This is a genomic window from Pseudogulbenkiania sp. FW507-F1 (genome assembly GCF_058781125.1).
On the sequence record NZ_JBYSWM010000038.1, the window covers coordinates 1 to 15,437 of the forward strand.

17 protein-coding genes are annotated in these 15,437 nt (G+C 64.9%); 12 read left to right on the forward strand and 5 right to left on the reverse strand.

Annotation, left to right across the window (positions count from 1 at the left end; translation table 11 throughout):
* The 3 genes from AC3WG5_RS17575 to AC3WG5_RS17585 all read left to right on the forward strand — a co-directional run.
* Positions 1-710: phosphomethylpyrimidine synthase ThiC (locus AC3WG5_RS17575; protein WP_492569913.1), on the forward strand; the 710-nt coding region annotated here is incomplete at its 5' end.
* A gap of 207 nt (positions 711-917) precedes the next feature.
* The gene (locus tag AC3WG5_RS17580) at positions 918-1,481 is read left to right on the forward strand and encodes a YIP1 family protein (protein WP_085276597.1); all 564 of its coding nucleotides are present in this window, start codon (positions 918-920) and stop codon (positions 1,479-1,481) included.
* A gap of 54 nt (positions 1,482-1,535) precedes the next feature.
* A complete protein-coding gene (locus tag AC3WG5_RS17585) occupies positions 1,536-1,982 on the forward strand; it encodes a MarR family winged helix-turn-helix transcriptional regulator (protein ID WP_014088802.1) in 447 nt (148 codons plus the stop codon).
* A 77-nt stretch (positions 1,983-2,059) separates the two neighbouring features.
* On the opposite strand, the gene AC3WG5_RS17590 is transcribed toward AC3WG5_RS17585, so the two are convergent.
* A complete protein-coding gene (locus AC3WG5_RS17590; RefSeq protein WP_482583738.1) occupies positions 2,060-2,605 on the reverse strand; it encodes a cytochrome b in 546 nt (181 codons plus the stop codon).
* Positions 2,606-2,853: 248 nt separating this feature from the next.
* Here AC3WG5_RS17590 and AC3WG5_RS17595 point away from each other — a divergent pair, with 248 nt between their 5' ends.
* The gene (locus AC3WG5_RS17595) at positions 2,854-3,306 is read left to right on the forward strand and encodes a GNAT family N-acetyltransferase (protein WP_492569915.1); all 453 of its coding nucleotides are present in this window, start codon (positions 2,854-2,856) and stop codon (positions 3,304-3,306) included.
* Positions 3,307-3,493: 187 nt separating this feature from the next.
* Complete coding sequence (locus AC3WG5_RS17600) at positions 3,494-4,252, forward strand: carbon-nitrogen hydrolase family protein (RefSeq protein ID WP_492569917.1); 759 nt, start codon at positions 3,494-3,496, stop codon at positions 4,250-4,252.
* A gap of 104 nt (positions 4,253-4,356) precedes the next feature.
* On the opposite strand, the gene AC3WG5_RS17605 is transcribed toward AC3WG5_RS17600, so the two are convergent.
* Entirely contained in the window at positions 4,357-4,665 is a 309-nt protein-coding gene (locus tag AC3WG5_RS17605; RefSeq protein WP_008955420.1) for a hypothetical protein, read from the reverse strand.
* A gap of 89 nt (positions 4,666-4,754) precedes the next feature.
* Positions 4,755-5,978 (reverse strand): winged helix-turn-helix domain-containing protein, encoded by a 1,224-nt coding sequence (locus AC3WG5_RS17610; RefSeq protein WP_492569918.1) that lies wholly within the window; start codon positions 5,976-5,978, stop codon positions 4,755-4,757.
* A gap of 156 nt (positions 5,979-6,134) precedes the next feature.
* Between AC3WG5_RS17610 and AC3WG5_RS17615 the strand changes: the two genes are divergently transcribed.
* The 3 genes from AC3WG5_RS17615 to AC3WG5_RS17625 all read left to right on the forward strand — a co-directional run bounded on the left by AC3WG5_RS17615 (position 6,135) and on the right by AC3WG5_RS17625 (position 9,116).
* Positions 6,135-6,365 carry a DUF2789 domain-containing protein gene (locus tag AC3WG5_RS17615; protein WP_085276589.1) on the forward strand — a complete coding sequence of 77 codons (231 nt, stop codon included), beginning with the start codon at positions 6,135-6,137 and terminating at the stop codon, positions 6,363-6,365.
* Between the two features lie 125 nt (positions 6,366-6,490).
* Complete coding sequence (locus AC3WG5_RS17620; RefSeq protein WP_008955423.1) at positions 6,491-6,805, forward strand: hypothetical protein; 315 nt, start codon at positions 6,491-6,493, stop codon at positions 6,803-6,805.
* Between the two features lie 325 nt (positions 6,806-7,130).
* Positions 7,131-9,116: a peptidase U32 family protein gene (locus tag AC3WG5_RS17625; protein WP_492569921.1), complete on the forward strand. Its 1,986-nt coding sequence runs from the start codon at positions 7,131-7,133 to the stop codon at positions 9,114-9,116.
* A gap of 55 nt (positions 9,117-9,171) precedes the next feature.
* Here the strand turns inward: AC3WG5_RS17625 and AC3WG5_RS17630 are convergent, their stop codons facing one another.
* Entirely contained in the window at positions 9,172-10,392 is a 1,221-nt protein-coding gene (locus AC3WG5_RS17630; protein WP_492569922.1) for a hypothetical protein, read from the reverse strand.
* A gap of 291 nt (positions 10,393-10,683) precedes the next feature.
* Here AC3WG5_RS17630 and AC3WG5_RS17635 point away from each other — a divergent pair, with 291 nt between their 5' ends.
* The 3 genes from AC3WG5_RS17635 (at position 10,684) to AC3WG5_RS17645 (ending at position 11,831) form a co-directional block, all read left to right on the forward strand.
* Positions 10,684-10,869 carry a hypothetical protein gene (locus tag AC3WG5_RS17635; RefSeq protein WP_492569924.1) on the forward strand — a complete coding sequence of 62 codons (186 nt, stop codon included), beginning with the start codon at positions 10,684-10,686 and terminating at the stop codon, positions 10,867-10,869.
* An 80-nt stretch (positions 10,870-10,949) separates the two neighbouring features.
* Complete coding sequence (locus tag AC3WG5_RS17640; protein WP_294867936.1) at positions 10,950-11,312, forward strand: SpoIIAA family protein; 363 nt, start codon at positions 10,950-10,952, stop codon at positions 11,310-11,312.
* A 189-nt stretch (positions 11,313-11,501) separates the two neighbouring features.
* Positions 11,502-11,831 carry a nucleotide pyrophosphohydrolase gene (locus AC3WG5_RS17645; protein ID WP_014088810.1) on the forward strand — a complete coding sequence of 110 codons (330 nt, stop codon included), beginning with the start codon at positions 11,502-11,504 and terminating at the stop codon, positions 11,829-11,831.
* A gap of 18 nt (positions 11,832-11,849) precedes the next feature.
* Here the strand turns inward: AC3WG5_RS17645 and AC3WG5_RS17650 are convergent, their stop codons facing one another.
* Complete coding sequence (locus tag AC3WG5_RS17650) at positions 11,850-13,064, reverse strand: HD-GYP domain-containing protein (protein ID WP_492569927.1); 1,215 nt, start codon at positions 13,062-13,064, stop codon at positions 11,850-11,852.
* 241 nt (positions 13,065-13,305) lie between these two features.
* Here AC3WG5_RS17650 and AC3WG5_RS17655 point away from each other — a divergent pair, with 241 nt between their 5' ends.
* Positions 13,306-15,384, forward strand: a complete 2,079-nt coding sequence (locus tag AC3WG5_RS17655) for a methyl-accepting chemotaxis protein (RefSeq protein ID WP_492569928.1) — start codon at positions 13,306-13,308, stop codon at positions 15,382-15,384.
* Positions 15,385-15,437: the final 53 nt, after the last annotated feature.

The following is a 15,437-nucleotide window of genomic DNA, read 5'->3' on the forward strand; positions in this document are numbered from 1 at the left end:
GTTCGGTATGGGACGCCAACGACGACGCGCAGCTCGGCGAGCTGAAGACCCTGGGCGAACTGACCCAGATCGCCTGGAAGCACGACGTGCAGGTGATGATCGAAGGCCCGGGCCACGTGCCGATGCAGCTGATCAAGGAGAACATGGACAAGGAACTGGAGTGGTGCCACGAGGCGCCGTTCTATACCCTGGGCCCATTGACCACCGACATCGCCCCCGGCTACGACCACATCACCTCGGCCATCGGCGCCGCGCAGATCGGCTGGTACGGCACCGCCATGCTGTGCTACGTCACGCCGAAGGAGCACCTCGGCCTGCCGAACAAGGACGACGTCAAGGAAGGCATCATCACCTACAAGCTGGCCGCGCACGCCGCCGACCTGGCCAAGGGCCACCCGGGCGCGCAGATCCGCGACAACGCGCTGTCCAAGGCGCGCTTCGAGTTCCGCTGGGAAGACCAGTTCAACCTCGGCCTCGACCCGGACCGCGCGCGCAGCTTCCACGACGAGACGCTGCCGAAGGACTCGGCCAAGGTGGCGCACTTCTGCTCGATGTGCGGCCCGCACTTCTGCTCGATGAAGATCACCCAGGACGTGCGCGACTTCGCCGCGCAGCAAGGGTTGGCCGAAGAGGAGGCGCTGGCCAAGGGCATGGAGGTGAAGTCGATCGAGTTCGTCAAGGGCGGCGCCAAGCTGTACGACAAGATCTGAACCGAGGCCGGTTAGTGCCGACGTGAACGGACCGCCGAGGCGGTCCGTTTTTTTTTGCACCGGCGGCGGAGGGGAGGGATGCCGCGTGACCCCGGTGCGGGCCATCCTGGGTGGATCCGCTGGCACGGCGAGTGAAATGGTGGCTTGTAAATATATCGCAATGCGATATATTAGAGGGGCCATCGCCGTAAACCAAGGAGCTTTGCCATGAGTCTGCTTACGCCCGTTCGCATGCTGATATCGTCGGAAGACGGCTGGGATGAATTGGCCAGGAGCCATCCCTCGCTGGCAGCCAGCTTCGGCAAGGTGGTGCTGCCGGCGTCGCTGCTCAGCAGCGCGATGATCGTGTACGCCGCGTACTTTCACGGCGAGGTGTACGCGCCCGCGGTGCCCTTCCGTCAGTGGTGCTACGTCGCGCTGCTGTTCCTGCTGGTGAGCTGGCTGTGCGTGCCCCTGATGGGTTACGTGATCCGGCACTCGGTGCGCAGCACCCGGCCGCTGGCGTACCGCGACTGCTACCGTCTGGCGGCGATCGCTCCGCTGCCGATCTGGCTGTCCGCCCTGACGCTGATGGTGCCGAGCCCGCTGTTCAACCTGTTGGCGGGGGTCACCGGGCTGTTCGCCTCGGCCGGGCTGATCCTGCACGGGCTGGACGCCTTGTTCGAGCACGATCACTGGGTGCGGACGCTGTCGGTCACCTACACGGTGTTTTCGGTCGGGGCGCTGCTGTGGGCGCTGGTGATCGGGCTGCTGGTGCTGCCGCTGCTGTAGGGCGGGAGGGCGATTTGTGCTAGGGTGCCCCAGAATTCAGCCCGCGATCCAGCCATGACCTTCCATTCTTCCCTGTCGAAACGCGATTTCGAGCACCTGGCCGATTTCCGTTACCGCTTACGCCTGTTTCTGCGTTTCAGCGAGGAGCTGGCGCAACAGCACGGCCTGACCCCGCAGCAATACCAGCTGCTGCTGCAATTGCGCGGCTATCCGGGGCGGGACTGGGCCTCCGTGGCCGAGCTGGCCGAACGGCTGCAGTCGCATCATCACAGTGTGGTGGGGCTGGTGTCGCGCTGCGAGGCGCAAGGCCTGGTGCAGCGCCGCCCGGGAAGGGAAGACCGCCGCTGCGTCGAGGTGAGCCTGCTGGCCAAGGGTGAGGAACTGGTGGAAACGCTGGCGCAGGCGCATCGCGACGAGCTGATCCTGCTCCGGCAGGGTGGAGGGCTTGCGTCGCTCGACCTGCTGCTGCTGACGCAGCAGGGGCTGGGCGAGGGCGCCTGAGCGGAGTTCAGGCGATCGGGCAAAGAAAAAGGTTGGCTTCGGCCAACCTTTTTTGTTGCGGCATCGCCATTGCCCGGTCAGCGCAGCGGGCCGGTGAGGCGGGTGAGGGTGTTGTCCTTGACGAAGCGGTGGTGCCATACCGCGGCGGCGGCGTGCCCGATCACCAGCCACAACAGCACGTTGCCGAGCGTTTCGTGCACTTCTTTCAGGTCGTGGGCGGTGGCGCGGTCCAGCGTGAACAGCACCGGCAGGGGTTGGCCGAAGAACGCCAGTTCGTGACCGCTGCCCTGCACGATCGCGATCCCCAGCAGCGGCAAGGCCAGCATCAGGGCGTACAGCACCCAGTGCGCGAGCTTGGCCAGCGCCGCGCTGTGCCTGTGCGGCGCCGGGGTGATCTCGGGCACGCGGTTGCCGAGACGCCACAGCAGGCGCGGCAGCACCAGCAGCAACACGATCAGACCGGCCTGGAAATGGCCGAATTTCATGGCGTCGCGCAGCGGCGTGCCCTTGGGAAAGACATCCTTGAATTCGATGAAGGCCAGGGCGGCGATGACGGCCAGGGCGGACAGCCAGTGCAGGGCACGGGCCAGCCAGCCATAACTGTGCTGGGAATTTTTCAACATGATGTACTCCTGTTTACTTGCTGCCATTCAGGGTAGGAGCGCCGTCTTAATGCAGACTTAACTCCACCGATCGCGGCAGATGATCGAAAAATCGGGCTCATTTGTTGTCTTGGTGCAACGGTACCGTTCCTGAGCCGGGGCACCGGGCGTACCGTGCCAGTGGTTCCCTGACGGCGGCGGCGAGTGGTTCTGTCGCCGCGGCGCGGCCTGCGGCATGCTGTGGCGATCGTCCCCCGCAGGAGCCAACTTTGAGCACCGAACTGCACATCCGCGCCGCGAGCGCCGCCGACCACGCCGCCTGGCTGCCGCTCTGGCTGGGCTACCAGGCGTTCTACAAAACCACGATTGCCGAGGCCACCAGCGCCGTCACCTGGCAGCGCCTGCTCGATCCGGCCGAACCGATGGCCGCCTATCTGGCCTGGCAGGGCGACGAGGCCGTCGGGCTGGTGCACACCGTCTACCACCGTTCGTGCTGGACCGTGGGCGACTACTGCTACCTGCAGGACCTGTACGTGGCCGAGGGGGGGCGTGGCCGCGGCGTCGGACGCCGGCTGATCGAGCACGTCTACCGTCAGGCGGCGGCGGATGGCTGCTCGCGCGTGCACTGGCTGACGCACGAGACCAACCGTGACGCCATGCAGCTGTACGACCGCATCGCCGAGCGTTCCGGCTTCGTGCAGTACCGCCGGTTGCTGGGCTGAACCCGGCGCCAGGGTTGGCCGAAGCGGGCTGTCCCGTTTGTCATCAACGGTATGGTATGTTGCGGTCTGAGCGCGTGCTCGCTGCGGCGCGTCGTGATTCCATGCTAGGCCAGGACTGGGGAGGAAAAATGGAGCAAATCGGGAGATGTTTGTGTGGGGGCGTCGGTAACGGCCCTGAGGTGCGGCAATGACGCAAGCGACTCTTTGCCTGGCGGCCGCCCAGTCGGCCTCCGTCCGCGGCGATATCGCGGCCAACGTGTGCGATCACCTGCGCTACGTCCGTGCCGCCGCCGACGCCGGAGCCGACATCGTGGTGTTCCCCGAGCTGTCGTTGTGCGGCTACGAGCTGGCCTTGCTGGCCGAGTGCGTACTCGCGCCACACGATGCGCGGCTGGAGCCGTTGCGCGAGGCCGCCCGCGAATACCGCCTCACCATTGTCGCCGGGGCGCCGCTCGCCAGTGGCACGGTGCGTCCGCACATCGGCGCCATCGTCTTCCGGCCTGACGGCAGCACCACGCTGCACAGCAAGCAATACCTGCACGACGGCGAGCAGGCTTATGCCAGCGCCGGTCCGGGCGAGCCGCTGTTTGCCGTGGCCGGCGAGCCACTGGCGCTGGCCATCTGCGCCGACATCGCCAACCCGCGGCATCCGCAGGCGGCGGCCACCACCGGGGCCGCGCTGTACGCCGCCGCGGTGCTGGTGTCGGAGGCCGGCTACGCCGCCGATACCGCCCTGCTGCAACGCTACGCGTCCGAGCACGGCTTCGCCGTGCTGATGGCCAACCACGCCGCCCCGACCGGCGGCTGGACCCCGGCCGGGCGCAGCGCCTTCTGGGCACCCGGCGGCGAGCCCGTTGTCGCGGCGCCGGGTGCGGGCGAGTGCCTGGTGCTGGCGCGCCGCGAGGCGGACGGTTGGCACGGCGAGTTGCTTACCCCCGCTCGCTGACGATGGTGCTGGATTGCGCCGCCGCGCGGCAGGCGTGCCGGACATCCGGACGATCCGCATGAAAAACGGCAGCCTAAGGCTGCCGTTTTGTCGGGCCGGCGGGCTTAATGCTCCTGTAGCCCCTTGACCGCTTCCTTCACCGCCGAAGCTTGCTGCTTCAGCTTGTCCATCTGTTGTTTCAGTTCGGGTTTGAGGGCCGCCGCGGCGCTCCCGACCTTGTTGGCCGCCGTGCCCAGCGCGGCGCTGGCTTCCTGTTTCAGCTCGCCCACCGGGGCGCTTGCTGCCTCGACGGTGCTATGCACTGCGCCGATCGCGTCCGAGGCCGACTGCTGCAGTTTGGTCGTCTGTTTGTCGCTGCAGGCGGCAAGCCCCAGCGCCAGCGCGATTGCGAGGGGAAGGTAAGACTTCGGCATAGAGATTTCTCCACGTCATCTGGAATAGGTCAGAGGCAATTCGCGCGGTGGAAGTTCCTCGGCGTGGCCTGGGAGGGCGCCGGCCCCCTTCAGGCGCCTCCCGTCCCCGCCAGCGCGGCGGCCAGCCCGTCCGGTGCCTGTTGGACCGCCAGCTGCGGCGTGCCGTGCCAGGCGGCCAGCTTGGCGAGGGCGGCGCGCAGGTCGGTGGTCAGGCGCGGCGTCACGCGCACCCCCGGCTCCAGGTACAGCGCCTTGACCTCGAACACCCCCTGCGCGCGGTGTGCCTTGGCGTCCAGCCGCCCCACCAGCCGGCCGCGCTGCAGGATGGGCAGCACGAAGTAGCCGTACTGGCGCTGCGGCGCCGGGGTGTAGCACTCCAGCCGGTAGTCGAAGCCGAACAGCTCGGCGGCGCGGCGGCGGTCCCACACCACCGGGTCGAACGGCGACAGCAGCGCCGTGGCGCTGGCCTTGAGCCGCTCGTCTGCCGCCAGTGCGAGTTCGTCGGCCAGGCTGGCGTGCACGAAGGCGTCGTGCTGCCAGCCCTCGATGCGCACCGGCAGCAGCTCGCCGGCGTCGGCCAGCGCGTGCAGCGCGGCGTCGTAGCGGCCGCGCTTGAGGCGGTAGTAGTCCGCCACCCAGCCCGCCTTGACCACCCCCAGCGCGTGGCAGCTGTGGCGGATCAATTCGTGCCGCGCGGCTTCCGGCGGCGGCAGGTCGCGCGCGTCGTCCCAGTCCGGGCGCACCCGTTCCGCCAGGTCGTAGACGCGCTGGAAACGCTGGCGCGCCGCCACCATCAGCCGCCCGGCGGTGAACAGCACCTCGAGGTGGCGCTTTTCCGGCTTCCAGTCCCACCAGCCGTCGCCCTTGCCGCCCTGCCGTGCGAAATCCGCCGAGCGCACCGGGCCGTTTACGCGGATGTGTTGGACCAGCTGTTCGATCTCGGCGCGGTGCTTGTCCATCCACGCCACCGAGTACTTCCAGCCCATGCCCGCCGGGTCGAGCATGCGGTGGCGCAGCAGGCAGTAGTCCTCAGACGGCACGAAGCAGGCCTCGTGCGCCCAGTACTCGAACAACGCCCCTTCGGCCAGCAATTCGTCCAGCCAGGCCGGGTCGTAGTGGCCGAGCCGGCTGAACAGCACCAGGTAGGGGCTCCTGGCCAGCACGTGGATGGTGTCGATCTGCAACAAGGCCATGCGCCGGATCGCCGCCAGCACGTCGCCCTTGCCGGCTCGGCGCCTGGGCGGCGTCAACAGGCCCTGGGCGGCCAGATGCAGGTGGCGGGCGGCGCTGGGCGAGAGGTGAACCGTGGTCATGGCGATGGCATGGTGAGGGGGAAGGCATGACTATAGCAAATGGGGGAGGGGGAGCTTGGCGCTGTTTGCGCGTTTTGGCCTTCCCCCTGCCGGCGCAGCGACTAAGCTGTCTGTGTGAGTCCTTATTCCCTATTTCATCACCACAAGGAGAACGGCATGGATACCGGTAAGCACGAACTGCCGCAGCTGTTCCAGCAACTCGGCCTGGGCGGCGACGCCGCGGCGATCGACGCGTTTCTGGCCAAGCATCGGCTGGAGCACGGCATGGAGGTGGCCGATGCGCCGTTCTGGAGCGCGGCGCAGGCCGATTTTCTGCGCCAGGCGCTGGAAAGCGACGCCGAGTGGGCCGAGGCGGTGGACGAGCTGGCGACCTTGCTGAGCCAATAGCGTTGGGCCGGCGCGATGGCGCTGGCGCGGTGGGTGGCATGGCCTATGCTGGGGGTGAGCCTGACGGCGGCGGGTGCTGGTGCCGGCGCAAACGGGCTCTCGACAGCTAGGTAAGGAGACCCATCATGATGATCGCCCGCTGGAGTATCGAGGCCAAGTTCGGCCACAAGCCCGAGGTGGTGGCGGAGATGCAGCGCTGGTTGCGCGAGATCGGTTCGCAGGTCGGCTGGACCCCCGAGCGGGTGCGGCTGTTGAACGGCTCGATCGGCGCCAGGGAGTCCACCATCCAGTCCGAGGTCGAGATCGCCGATCTGGCCGAACTCGACGCGGTATGGCGCAAGCTCGGCTCGCTCGACGCGCACGCGGCGTGGAGCCGCGCGCTGGAGCCGCACGTGGTGTCCGGCACGCAGCGCTGGGACATCTTCCGCGTCATCGGGTAGGGCGGATACCCCGGCATAAGCCGGGGGTTCCGCCACAGCGCGCTCCATCTTTCCGTCATCGTGGCTGATGGCGGAACGCCGCTGCGCGGCTTCCGCCCTACACCGATGTGGGTCGTCCCAGGTCGGGCGGATACCCCGGCATGAGCCGGGGGTTACGCCACCGGTCCTGTCATCGTCGCTGATGGCGGAACGCCGTTCCTTCGCAACGCTGCACTACCTTGCTCAGTCAGGCTTCCGACCTACACCTAAATCCCTGATTCCGCTATACTTCCGCCCCTGTCGCGTGCCCGCGCGCACCCCCACCCCCCAGCAAGGAAGCCGTCGCATGAGTCTGTTGCCGCACCAAGTCGAACTGTTGTCCCCCGCCAAGAGCGCCGAGATCGGGCGCGAGGCGATCCTGCACGGGGCGGATGCGGTGTACATCGGCGGGCCCTCCTTCGGGGCGCGCCACAACGCCTGCAACAGCGTGGAGGACATCGCCGGGCTGGTGCAATTCGCGCACCGCTACCATGCGCGCATCTTCGCCACGCTCAACACCATCCTGCACGACGCCGAGCTGGAGCCGGCGCGCAAGCTGATCTGGCAACTGTACGACGCCGGCGTGGACGCGCTGATCGTCCAGGACATGGGTATCCTGCAGATGGACCTGCCGCCGATCCAGCTGCACGCCTCGACCCAGTGCGACATCCGCGACGCCGACAAGGCGCGCTTCCTGTCCGACGCCGGCTTCAGCCAGATCGTGCTGGCACGCGAGCTGACCATCCCGCAGATCGCCAAGATCGCACAGAGCGTGGCAGAGAGCGCCGACCCCGCCACCATCGAATACTTCATCCACGGCGCGCTGTGCGTGGCGTTCTCCGGGCAGTGCTACATCAGCCACGCCGACACCGGGCGCAGCGCCAACCGCGGCGACTGCTCGCAGGCCTGCCGTCTGCCGTACACCCTGACCGACGAGAAGGGCGGCGTGGTGGCGTTCGACAAACACCTGCTGTCGATGAAGGACAACAACCAGAGCACCAACCTGGAAGCGCTGCTGGACGCCGGGGTGCGCTCGCTGAAGATCGAGGGACGCTACAAGGACGTCAGCTACGTCAAGAACATCACCGCGCACTACCGCCTGCTGCTGGACGAGATCATCGAGCGCCGTCCGGAGCTGGCACCGGCCTCCAGCGGCAGCAGCGAGATCTTCTTCGCGCCGGACCCGGACAAGACCTTCCACCGCGGCGCCACCGACTACTTCGCCACCGGCCGCAAGCAGGACATCGGCGCCTTCGATTCGCCCAAATTTGTCGGCGTGGCGCTGGGCACGGTGCACCAGGTGGGCGAGACCTGGCTGGAGATTGCCACCCCCGAGACCATGTCCAACGGCGACGGCATCAACTTCATGAAGAAGCGCGAAGTGGTGGGCATGCAGTTCAACACCGTGAAGCAGGTCGGCAAGGTGCCCGGCGGCGACCTGCTGTGGCGCTGCGAGCCGAACGACCCGAGCGTGCTGGCCGGCCTCAAGCCCGGCACCGACCTCAGCCGCAACCGCGACCACGCCTGGGAGCTGGCGCTGCTGAAGAAGTCGGCTGAGCGCCGCGTCGGGGTGTGGCTGACGCTCTCCGAGAGCGCCGACGGCCTGGCGCTGACCGTCACCGACGAGGACGGCTGCAGCGCCACGGCCAGCGTCCCGATGGCGCTAGAGCCCGCCAAGGACGCCGCCCGCGCCGAGGCCGGGCTGCGCGACAATCTCGCCAAGCTCGGCAACACCATGTTCCAGGCGCACGACGTGGCGCTGCATCTGTCCCAGCCTTGGTTCGTGCCGGCCTCGGTGGTCAACGGCCTGCGCCGCGACGCCATCGAGCGGCTGGAAGCGGCGCGCCTCGCCGCCTGGCCGCGTCAGCCGCGCAAGGCACCGGTGGAGCCGCCGGTGCCGTACCCGGAAAAGAACCTGAGCTATCTGGCCAACGTCTACAACGCGCTGGCGTGGGATTTCTACAAAAAGCACGGCGTCGAGGTGATCGAACCGGCCTACGAGGCGCACCAGGAAGAGGGCGAGGTGAGCCTGATGATCACCAAGCACTGCCTGCGCTTCTCCTACAACCTGTGCCCGAAACAGGCCAAGGGGGTGAAGGGGGTGATGGGGCAGGTGCGCGCCGACCCGATGGTGCTCAAGTCCGGCAACGAGACCTATACCCTGAAATTCGAATGCCGCCCGTGCGAGATGCACGTCATGGGCAAGATGAAGAAGCACGTCCTCAAGTCGCCGCCGCCGTCCGAAATCCCGGCCAGCGCGCCGATCACCTTCTTCAAGCAGCGCCCGGCGTAATTCCCCGTTCTTCGGCCAACCTTTTAGGTTGGCCGTGGTTTTCATTTGCCTACTTTTACTCTAAATAAACTGCTCCCGGAACATAGCCTCCCTGTTTGGCAATTTCTTCCTTGAGTTTCATCAAATTAGGTTTTTCCGCGCCAAGCCACTCATAGGCACTGAGAATGTTATTGAACAACTCGGCTCCCCGGATGTTTCTTATCACCATCAGCCTTTTCAACTCGCCTCTTTCATCTATGCTGTCATTAAGGCTGATGAGCTCATTAGCCTCGTTGTGGTAGCGACATTGTTGCATTCTTTTTGAACTTTCTAGATTGATGACTATGTGATAATTAAGGTCTTTTGTCAGCATGACGCGAATGGCTGCATAGTTAAATTCATCTTGGCAGATGGTTTTCAGTGGTGGCTCAAAGAAAAATTTAAAGCCAGCGCTATCGATATGCCGATAGGAAATGCCAAGCTGCAACATGCTTTCTTGTTTCGGGACTCCTTCAAGAGATAGAAGGTCGTCCCAAACTACATCCCCTGTCACTACCATCTCACGCTCTGTTGCGGTAGATCTAATTTTGTCAGGAAGCGCTGGTAGCGATTGTTTGTCTTGTAATTTGAACAAATCGAAAGGGCTGTATCCGGTTTTATCTTGTATGGAATGTTCCTGCTCCTTCAGACAACCGAGAAGCAATAGCAAGATGGCAAGCTCTGATTTATCGCGGATTGAATGAAAATAAAAAGTAAATCCATTGTCTTGAGCGATATCTTGTAATTTTTCTTTATCCCAGTCGTCGCTATGGAAAAATTTGGTATTTTGTTGCAGGCTTTCTTTTGATTTGGTAAACCAAGTAATAAATGCTGGTTCATTAGCTAATTCGAATAATGCTAATAATTTGTCCGATTTTTTTGAGAGGCTTTGATTGTTGAGATAAACGAGCTGGTCTATGGAGTGCCCGAAATTGGAATGTGTGAGGACCCTGACAATTCTTTGCCACTGTCGCCATTTTGCAACCTCCGTTGTATAAGTTATTAACTCTTCTATGGATTGCCAAAGCTCTCCATAGACAAACATACCAGCGGCTGCGCGTGGCTCACCGTGTTCGCTTCGAATTTTGTTAGCTTGTTCGATGTTTAATTGCCACTTACCTTCCTTACCTTCAGAGATTCTTGGATCTGCTACACCAATCAGAAGAGCAACCTCTCGAGTGGAGCTTTGAGCCGTGGCATGACGCAGCAAATTGCGAGTCTCGATTTTGGAGAGCTTATGATGGTCAGAGATATTCATTACATGAGCCTTTATGAAAAGTTATTGATACCGCTCCATGCAATTTAGCAAAAAATTGTTTACGTAAAAATCGTAAATATTTAGTAAAAATTACGAATTCATAATTTTAATCCTCAAGACCGCCCATTTTCGTTCTCAAACCGCGGCTGTAACAGCAATGCGTGAGTTGCAGGGCCATGCCAAGTGGAGAGGTCAATTAGTAGGTGGTGACCACAGCCTATTATGCTTTTTTAATTATTTGTAAGTGCCTAGAATGCAACCAGACTCTGGTGAGTGGGGGGGGGGCTGGTTATGCGTTATCCCATCGTTTTCCTGCTGCTGGCGCTCGCCGCCTGTGAACCGCCGCCGCCCGCCAGGATCGCCGCGCCGCAACGCGAGATGCTGGAGCAGGCCAAGGCGGTGCAGCACACCGTCGACAGCCAGAACCAGCAGTTGCAGCAGCAAATCGACGCCGCCGAAGGCAAGACCACGCCGTAGCCGGCGCGGCCGTCATTTGCGCCCCTTCGCGCCGCTGGGCGAGCCATACTGAAAATAGGGTATGGCGCAAGGAGACGACGATGATCGAAACGCTGACAAGCCCCTCGTCCCGGGTGGTGGCCATCAAGCTGCGCGGCACGCTGCACGACGTCGATTACCGCACGCTGGAGCCGCTGGTGGAAGCGGCGCTGCGCGGCGGCAATAAGGCGCGGCTGTACGCCCAGTTCGACGACTTCCACGGCTGGGACCTGCACGCGGTGTGGGACGACATGAAGTTCGGTACCCGCCACTACGCCGATTTCGAGCGCATCGCCGTGGTCGGCGACGAGACCTGGCAGGAATGGATGGTGAAGCTGGTGCGGCCGTTCACGCTGGCCTCGCTGCGTTATTTCCCGAGCGAGGAGACCCCGGCCGCCTGGGCCTGGATCCACGAGGAGTTGTGACGGCCGGGCCGGGCGGCGGGCCTCGCTCGCGGCGGTGCGGCGCTACCCCTGCCGGGGCCAACGGGCCGGGCTGGCGCTGCGCGCCGGCCGGTTTCGCTGAACGTGCCACTGCGTGACGGCACGGCCGGGTTTTGCCAACGCCGGTTTCACGTGAAACACTGTCGCTCCATTCCCAAGGAGCCGCCTCGTATGACCCACCCCCTGATCGACAGTAGCGGCCTCGCCGCCGCCCTGGAGCAGTTCGCCCTCGAACGCGACTGGCCGCGCTACCACACCGCGCGCAACCTGGTGCTGGCGCTGACCGGCGAGGTGGGGGAACTGGCGGAAATCTTCCAGTGGCTCTCCGACGACGAGGCGGCCAGGCTGGCCGAAGACCCGGCGCGCTTCACCCATCTGCAGGAGGAACTGGCCGACGTGCTGATGTACCTGGTGCGGCTGGCCAGCGTCACCGGCGTCGACCTCGACGCGGCGGTGCGCGACAAGCTGGTGAAGAATGCGCGCAAGTACCCGGCGCCCTGAGCGCGCCGGCACGATACCTTACAGAAAGCGCAGCGGGTCGACGCCCCACTGCTCCGGCGATTCGTGGCGCACGATGCGGTCGCCGCCGCCCTGGCCCAGGCCGCGCGCCAGGTCGATCAGCAGCGGCGTGATGTAGCTGTTGCTCTTGGTGCTGAAGAAGGCCTTGACCTTGGGGGTGAGCATATTGCTCTCGCTCTGCTCCACCACCACTGCCAGCTTGCCGCTTTCCAGCCGCACCAGCGTGCCCACCGGGTAGATGCCGGTGCTGCGCATGAACGCCTGCACCAGCGTCGGGTTGAAGTGGAACTTCGACCATTCGTAGATCTTGCGCAAGGCGTCGGTCGGAGTCATGCCGCGGTGGTAGCAGCGGTCCGAGGTGAGCGCGTCGTAGACGTCGACGATCGCCGCCATCTGCCCCAGCTCGGAAATCTGGTCGCCCTTGAGGCCGCGCGGGTAGCCGCTGCCGTCGTGGCGTTCGTGGTGCTGCGCCGCCACCTCGATCGCGATGGCGGAGATGCCCGGAGTCTGGCGCAGGATCTTCTCGCTGGCCACCACGTGGCACTTCATCACGGCGAACTCGCTCTCGTTCAGCTTGCCCGGCTTGTTGAGGATGGCGTCGGGCACCGTCATCTTGCCGATGTCGTGCATCATGCCGCCCACGCCGGCGTGGTGCAGCGTCCCGTGCTCCAGCTCCATGGCGCGCGAGAAGCTGACCATCAGCGCGCCCACGCTGACCGAATGCAGGAAGGTGTAGTCGTCCTTGTTCTTGATGCGGCACAGCGCCAGCAGGGCGTCGTTATTGCGCAGGATCGAGGTGGTCATCTTCTCCACCGTCGGTTCCACCCGCTCCAGCTGCACCTGCCGTCCCAGCCGCACGTCCTGCATGATGTCGCGCACGATCTGGTGCGCCTCGGCGTGGATGCGCCGCGCCTGGCCGAACTCCTCGGCCGCGTCTACCCGGCGCGGCAACTGGCTCTTGCCCTCGGCAAAGGTGCGGATTTCCTGTTCCAGCTGCTGTTTCACCTCGGCCACGGTGGGCGCGTGCGCCACGTCCAGCCCCTTGCCGGTGTCGATATAGAGCTGATGGATGCCGGCGTGGCGGATTTTGTCGATCTCTCCCTCACTGCCGATGACGAAGCGGTTGCGCAGAAAGGGATGGCTCATCCAGTCGCAGTTGAGGTCGTGGATGAACATGCCCGGCTTCAAGTCGGCGATATCGATGCACTTGATCATGGCAAAAAACCGCAGTGGTATGTCGTTTTCATTCAATTGGCACCGAGGCAGAGGGACTAGGATCGCGGCGCCGGGAGAGTGGCGTCGTGATCATTAACCTGTCACGACGGGTTTGATAAGAAATTATTGAAAATAAAGCGCATTTCTTGCCTGCATTCTGCGGTAATCGCCGAGTCGAGGGCAAGCCTGCGAGCACAGGGCCGGCAACAGGCCCACAACCCAAGCAGGGGAAACGTCAGCCATGAGAACGAAAGAGAAGTGGGGAAAACTCAGCCGCAAGATCACCCTGATCGGCGGCTTGTCGGTGGCGCTGGGCTTTGCCGTGATGGTGGGGCTGATCGCCAAGATCAGCTACGACAGCGCGCTGGAGCAGGGCTACCAGCTGGCGTCGGAGCAGGCGCAGGGTTACGCGCGCCAGGTCGAGGCCGAACTGGGGCAGAACATGGCCCTGCCGCATCACCTCGCCGAGGCGGTGCTGGGGCTGAAGAAGACGGCGCCGCCCGAGCGCAAGGTGGTCGACGGCATGATCGTCACGATGCTCGACCACTCGCCGCAGAACATCGGGCTGTGGATGCTGTGGGAGCCCAACGCGCTGGACGGCCGCGACGACACCTACCGCCTCGACTGGCCGCGCCACGACCCCACCGGGCGCTACACCCCCTACGTCACGCGCGACGCCTCCGGCCACGCCAAGATGGACGTGATGCTGGACGCCGAGCGGGTCAAGGCCTTCCCGAAGTACAAGGACAACCCGCAGAGCTACCAGCCCGACTACGAGAAGCCGGGCTGGGGCGATTACTACTACGTGCCCAAGCAGCGCGGCCGCGACACCATCACCGAACCGTTCTTCTACGAGGTGCAGGGCAAGAAGGTGCTGGAGAGCTCGCTGGTGACGATGATCAAGGACCAGGACGACAAGTTTATCGGCGTCTCCGCCACCGACCTGGCGCTCGACGCGCTGCAGCAGCGCTACGGCTTCATCCGGCTGTACCAGACCGGCTACGTGCGGCTGGTGTCCGAGGGCGGCATGTACGTGGCCAACCCTGATCCGGCCAAGGTGGGCAAGCCGGTCGGCAAGGACGAGGCGCTGGGCGAGAAGCTGCTGCAGATCCGCCAGGGCGAGAACTTCGTGTTCGAGGCCGACGGTTTCACCCACTTCTTCTTCCCGGTCAAGATCGGCGACACCGGCCAGTTCTGGTCGCTCGGCGTCAGCATTCCCAGCGCCGCCATCACCGCGCCGGCGCTCAAGCTGCGCAACAGCGCGATCCTGATCGGCGTGCTGGCGCTGATTGCCATCATCGCCATCCTGGCGCTGGTGGTCGGCGCGCTGACCCGGCCGCTCAACCAGCTGGCCGACACCATGGAGCAGCTGGCGTCAGGTGAAGGCGACCTCACCGCGCGCATCGCCATCGCCAACCGCGACGAGATCGGCCGCACCGCCACCGCCTTCAACCGCTTCATCGATAGCCTGCACGGGATGTTCGTCGGGGTGCGCGAGCAGAGCCACGCGGTGGCCGAGGCGGCGGCGCGGCTGACGGCGTCGGCGGGCCAGGTTGAGCAGGCTTCGGCGGCGCAGTCGGACACCGCCAGCGCCACCGCCGCCGGGGTGGAACAGGTCAGCACCAGCGTGCAGCACATCGCCGATTCGGCCGGCCGCGCCGAGGAACTGGCGCGCCAGACCGGCGCCATCACCGACCAGAGCGTGGCCACGGTCAAGCGCGTGGCGGCCGAGATCCACTCGATGACCGGCGACATGCACGCGCTGGCCGAGCGCATGGGCGCCCTGGGCAGCCGCTCGGAAGAGGTCAGCAGCATCGTGCGCGTGATCCGCGACATCGCCGACCAGACCAACCTCCTGGCGCTCAACGCCGCGATCGAGGCGGCGCGCGCCGGCGAGCAGGGGCGCGGCTTCGCCGTGGTGGCCGACGAGGTGCGCAACCTCGCCGGGCGCACCGCCGAGGCGACGCTGGAGATCGGCCGCATCGTCGAGGCCATCGGCCGCGAGACGCGCGATGCGGTGCGCGAGGTGGACGGCAGCCGCGAACGCGCGGTGAGCAGCGTCGGCGTCGCCCAGGCCGCCGACGGCAGCATGCAGCAGGTGTCCCACTGCAGCCAGCAGCTGGTCGGCAACATCGTCGACATCGCCGCCGCCACGCGCGAGCAGTCCTCGGCCAGCGCCGAGATCGCGCGCCACGTCGAGCAGATCAGCGCCATGGCGCAGTCCAACCGCGACGTGGTGCAGGAGGTCTCGGCCGCGGCGGAGCAGCTGCACGCGCTTTCGGCCAACCTCGAGCAACTGGTGGGCCATTTCCGCCTCTGAGCGGGCCGGGTGCGGTGGCGCGGCGCCACCGCACCAAACGGGTGCTTATCAGC

Bases quoted from the DNA above. Each gene is read 5' to 3' on its own strand.
- AC3WG5_RS17580 (WP_085276597.1), top strand. From the start codon at position 918: ATGAGTCTGCTTACGCCCGTTCGCATGCTGATATCGTCGGAAGACGGC.
- AC3WG5_RS17585 (WP_014088802.1), top strand. From the start codon at position 1,536: ATGACCTTCCATTCTTCCCTGTCGAAACGCGATTTCGAGCACCTGGCC.
- AC3WG5_RS17590 (WP_482583738.1), bottom strand. From the start codon at position 2,605: ATGTTGAAAAATTCCCAGCACAGTTATGGCTGGCTGGCCCGTGCCCTG.
- AC3WG5_RS17600 (WP_492569917.1), top strand. From the start codon at position 3,494: ATGACGCAAGCGACTCTTTGCCTGGCGGCCGCCCAGTCGGCCTCCGTC.
- AC3WG5_RS17605 (WP_008955420.1), bottom strand. From the start codon at position 4,665: ATGCCGAAGTCTTACCTTCCCCTCGCAATCGCGCTGGCGCTGGGGCTT.
- AC3WG5_RS17610 (WP_492569918.1), bottom strand. From the start codon at position 5,978: ATGACCACGGTTCACCTCTCGCCCAGCGCCGCCCGCCACCTGCATCTG.
- AC3WG5_RS17615 (WP_085276589.1), top strand. From the start codon at position 6,135: ATGGATACCGGTAAGCACGAACTGCCGCAGCTGTTCCAGCAACTCGGC.
- AC3WG5_RS17620 (WP_008955423.1), top strand. From the start codon at position 6,491: ATGATGATCGCCCGCTGGAGTATCGAGGCCAAGTTCGGCCACAAGCCC.
- AC3WG5_RS17625 (WP_492569921.1), top strand. From the start codon at position 7,131: ATGAGTCTGTTGCCGCACCAAGTCGAACTGTTGTCCCCCGCCAAGAGC.
- AC3WG5_RS17630 (WP_492569922.1), bottom strand. From the start codon at position 10,392: ATGAATATCTCTGACCATCATAAGCTCTCCAAAATCGAGACTCGCAAT.
- AC3WG5_RS17635 (WP_492569924.1), top strand. From the start codon at position 10,684: ATGCGTTATCCCATCGTTTTCCTGCTGCTGGCGCTCGCCGCCTGTGAA.
- AC3WG5_RS17640 (WP_294867936.1), top strand. From the start codon at position 10,950: ATGATCGAAACGCTGACAAGCCCCTCGTCCCGGGTGGTGGCCATCAAG.
- AC3WG5_RS17645 (WP_014088810.1), top strand. From the start codon at position 11,502: ATGACCCACCCCCTGATCGACAGTAGCGGCCTCGCCGCCGCCCTGGAG.
- AC3WG5_RS17650 (WP_492569927.1), bottom strand. From the start codon at position 13,064: ATGATCAAGTGCATCGATATCGCCGACTTGAAGCCGGGCATGTTCATC.
- AC3WG5_RS17655 (WP_492569928.1), top strand. From the start codon at position 13,306: ATGAGAACGAAAGAGAAGTGGGGAAAACTCAGCCGCAAGATCACCCTG.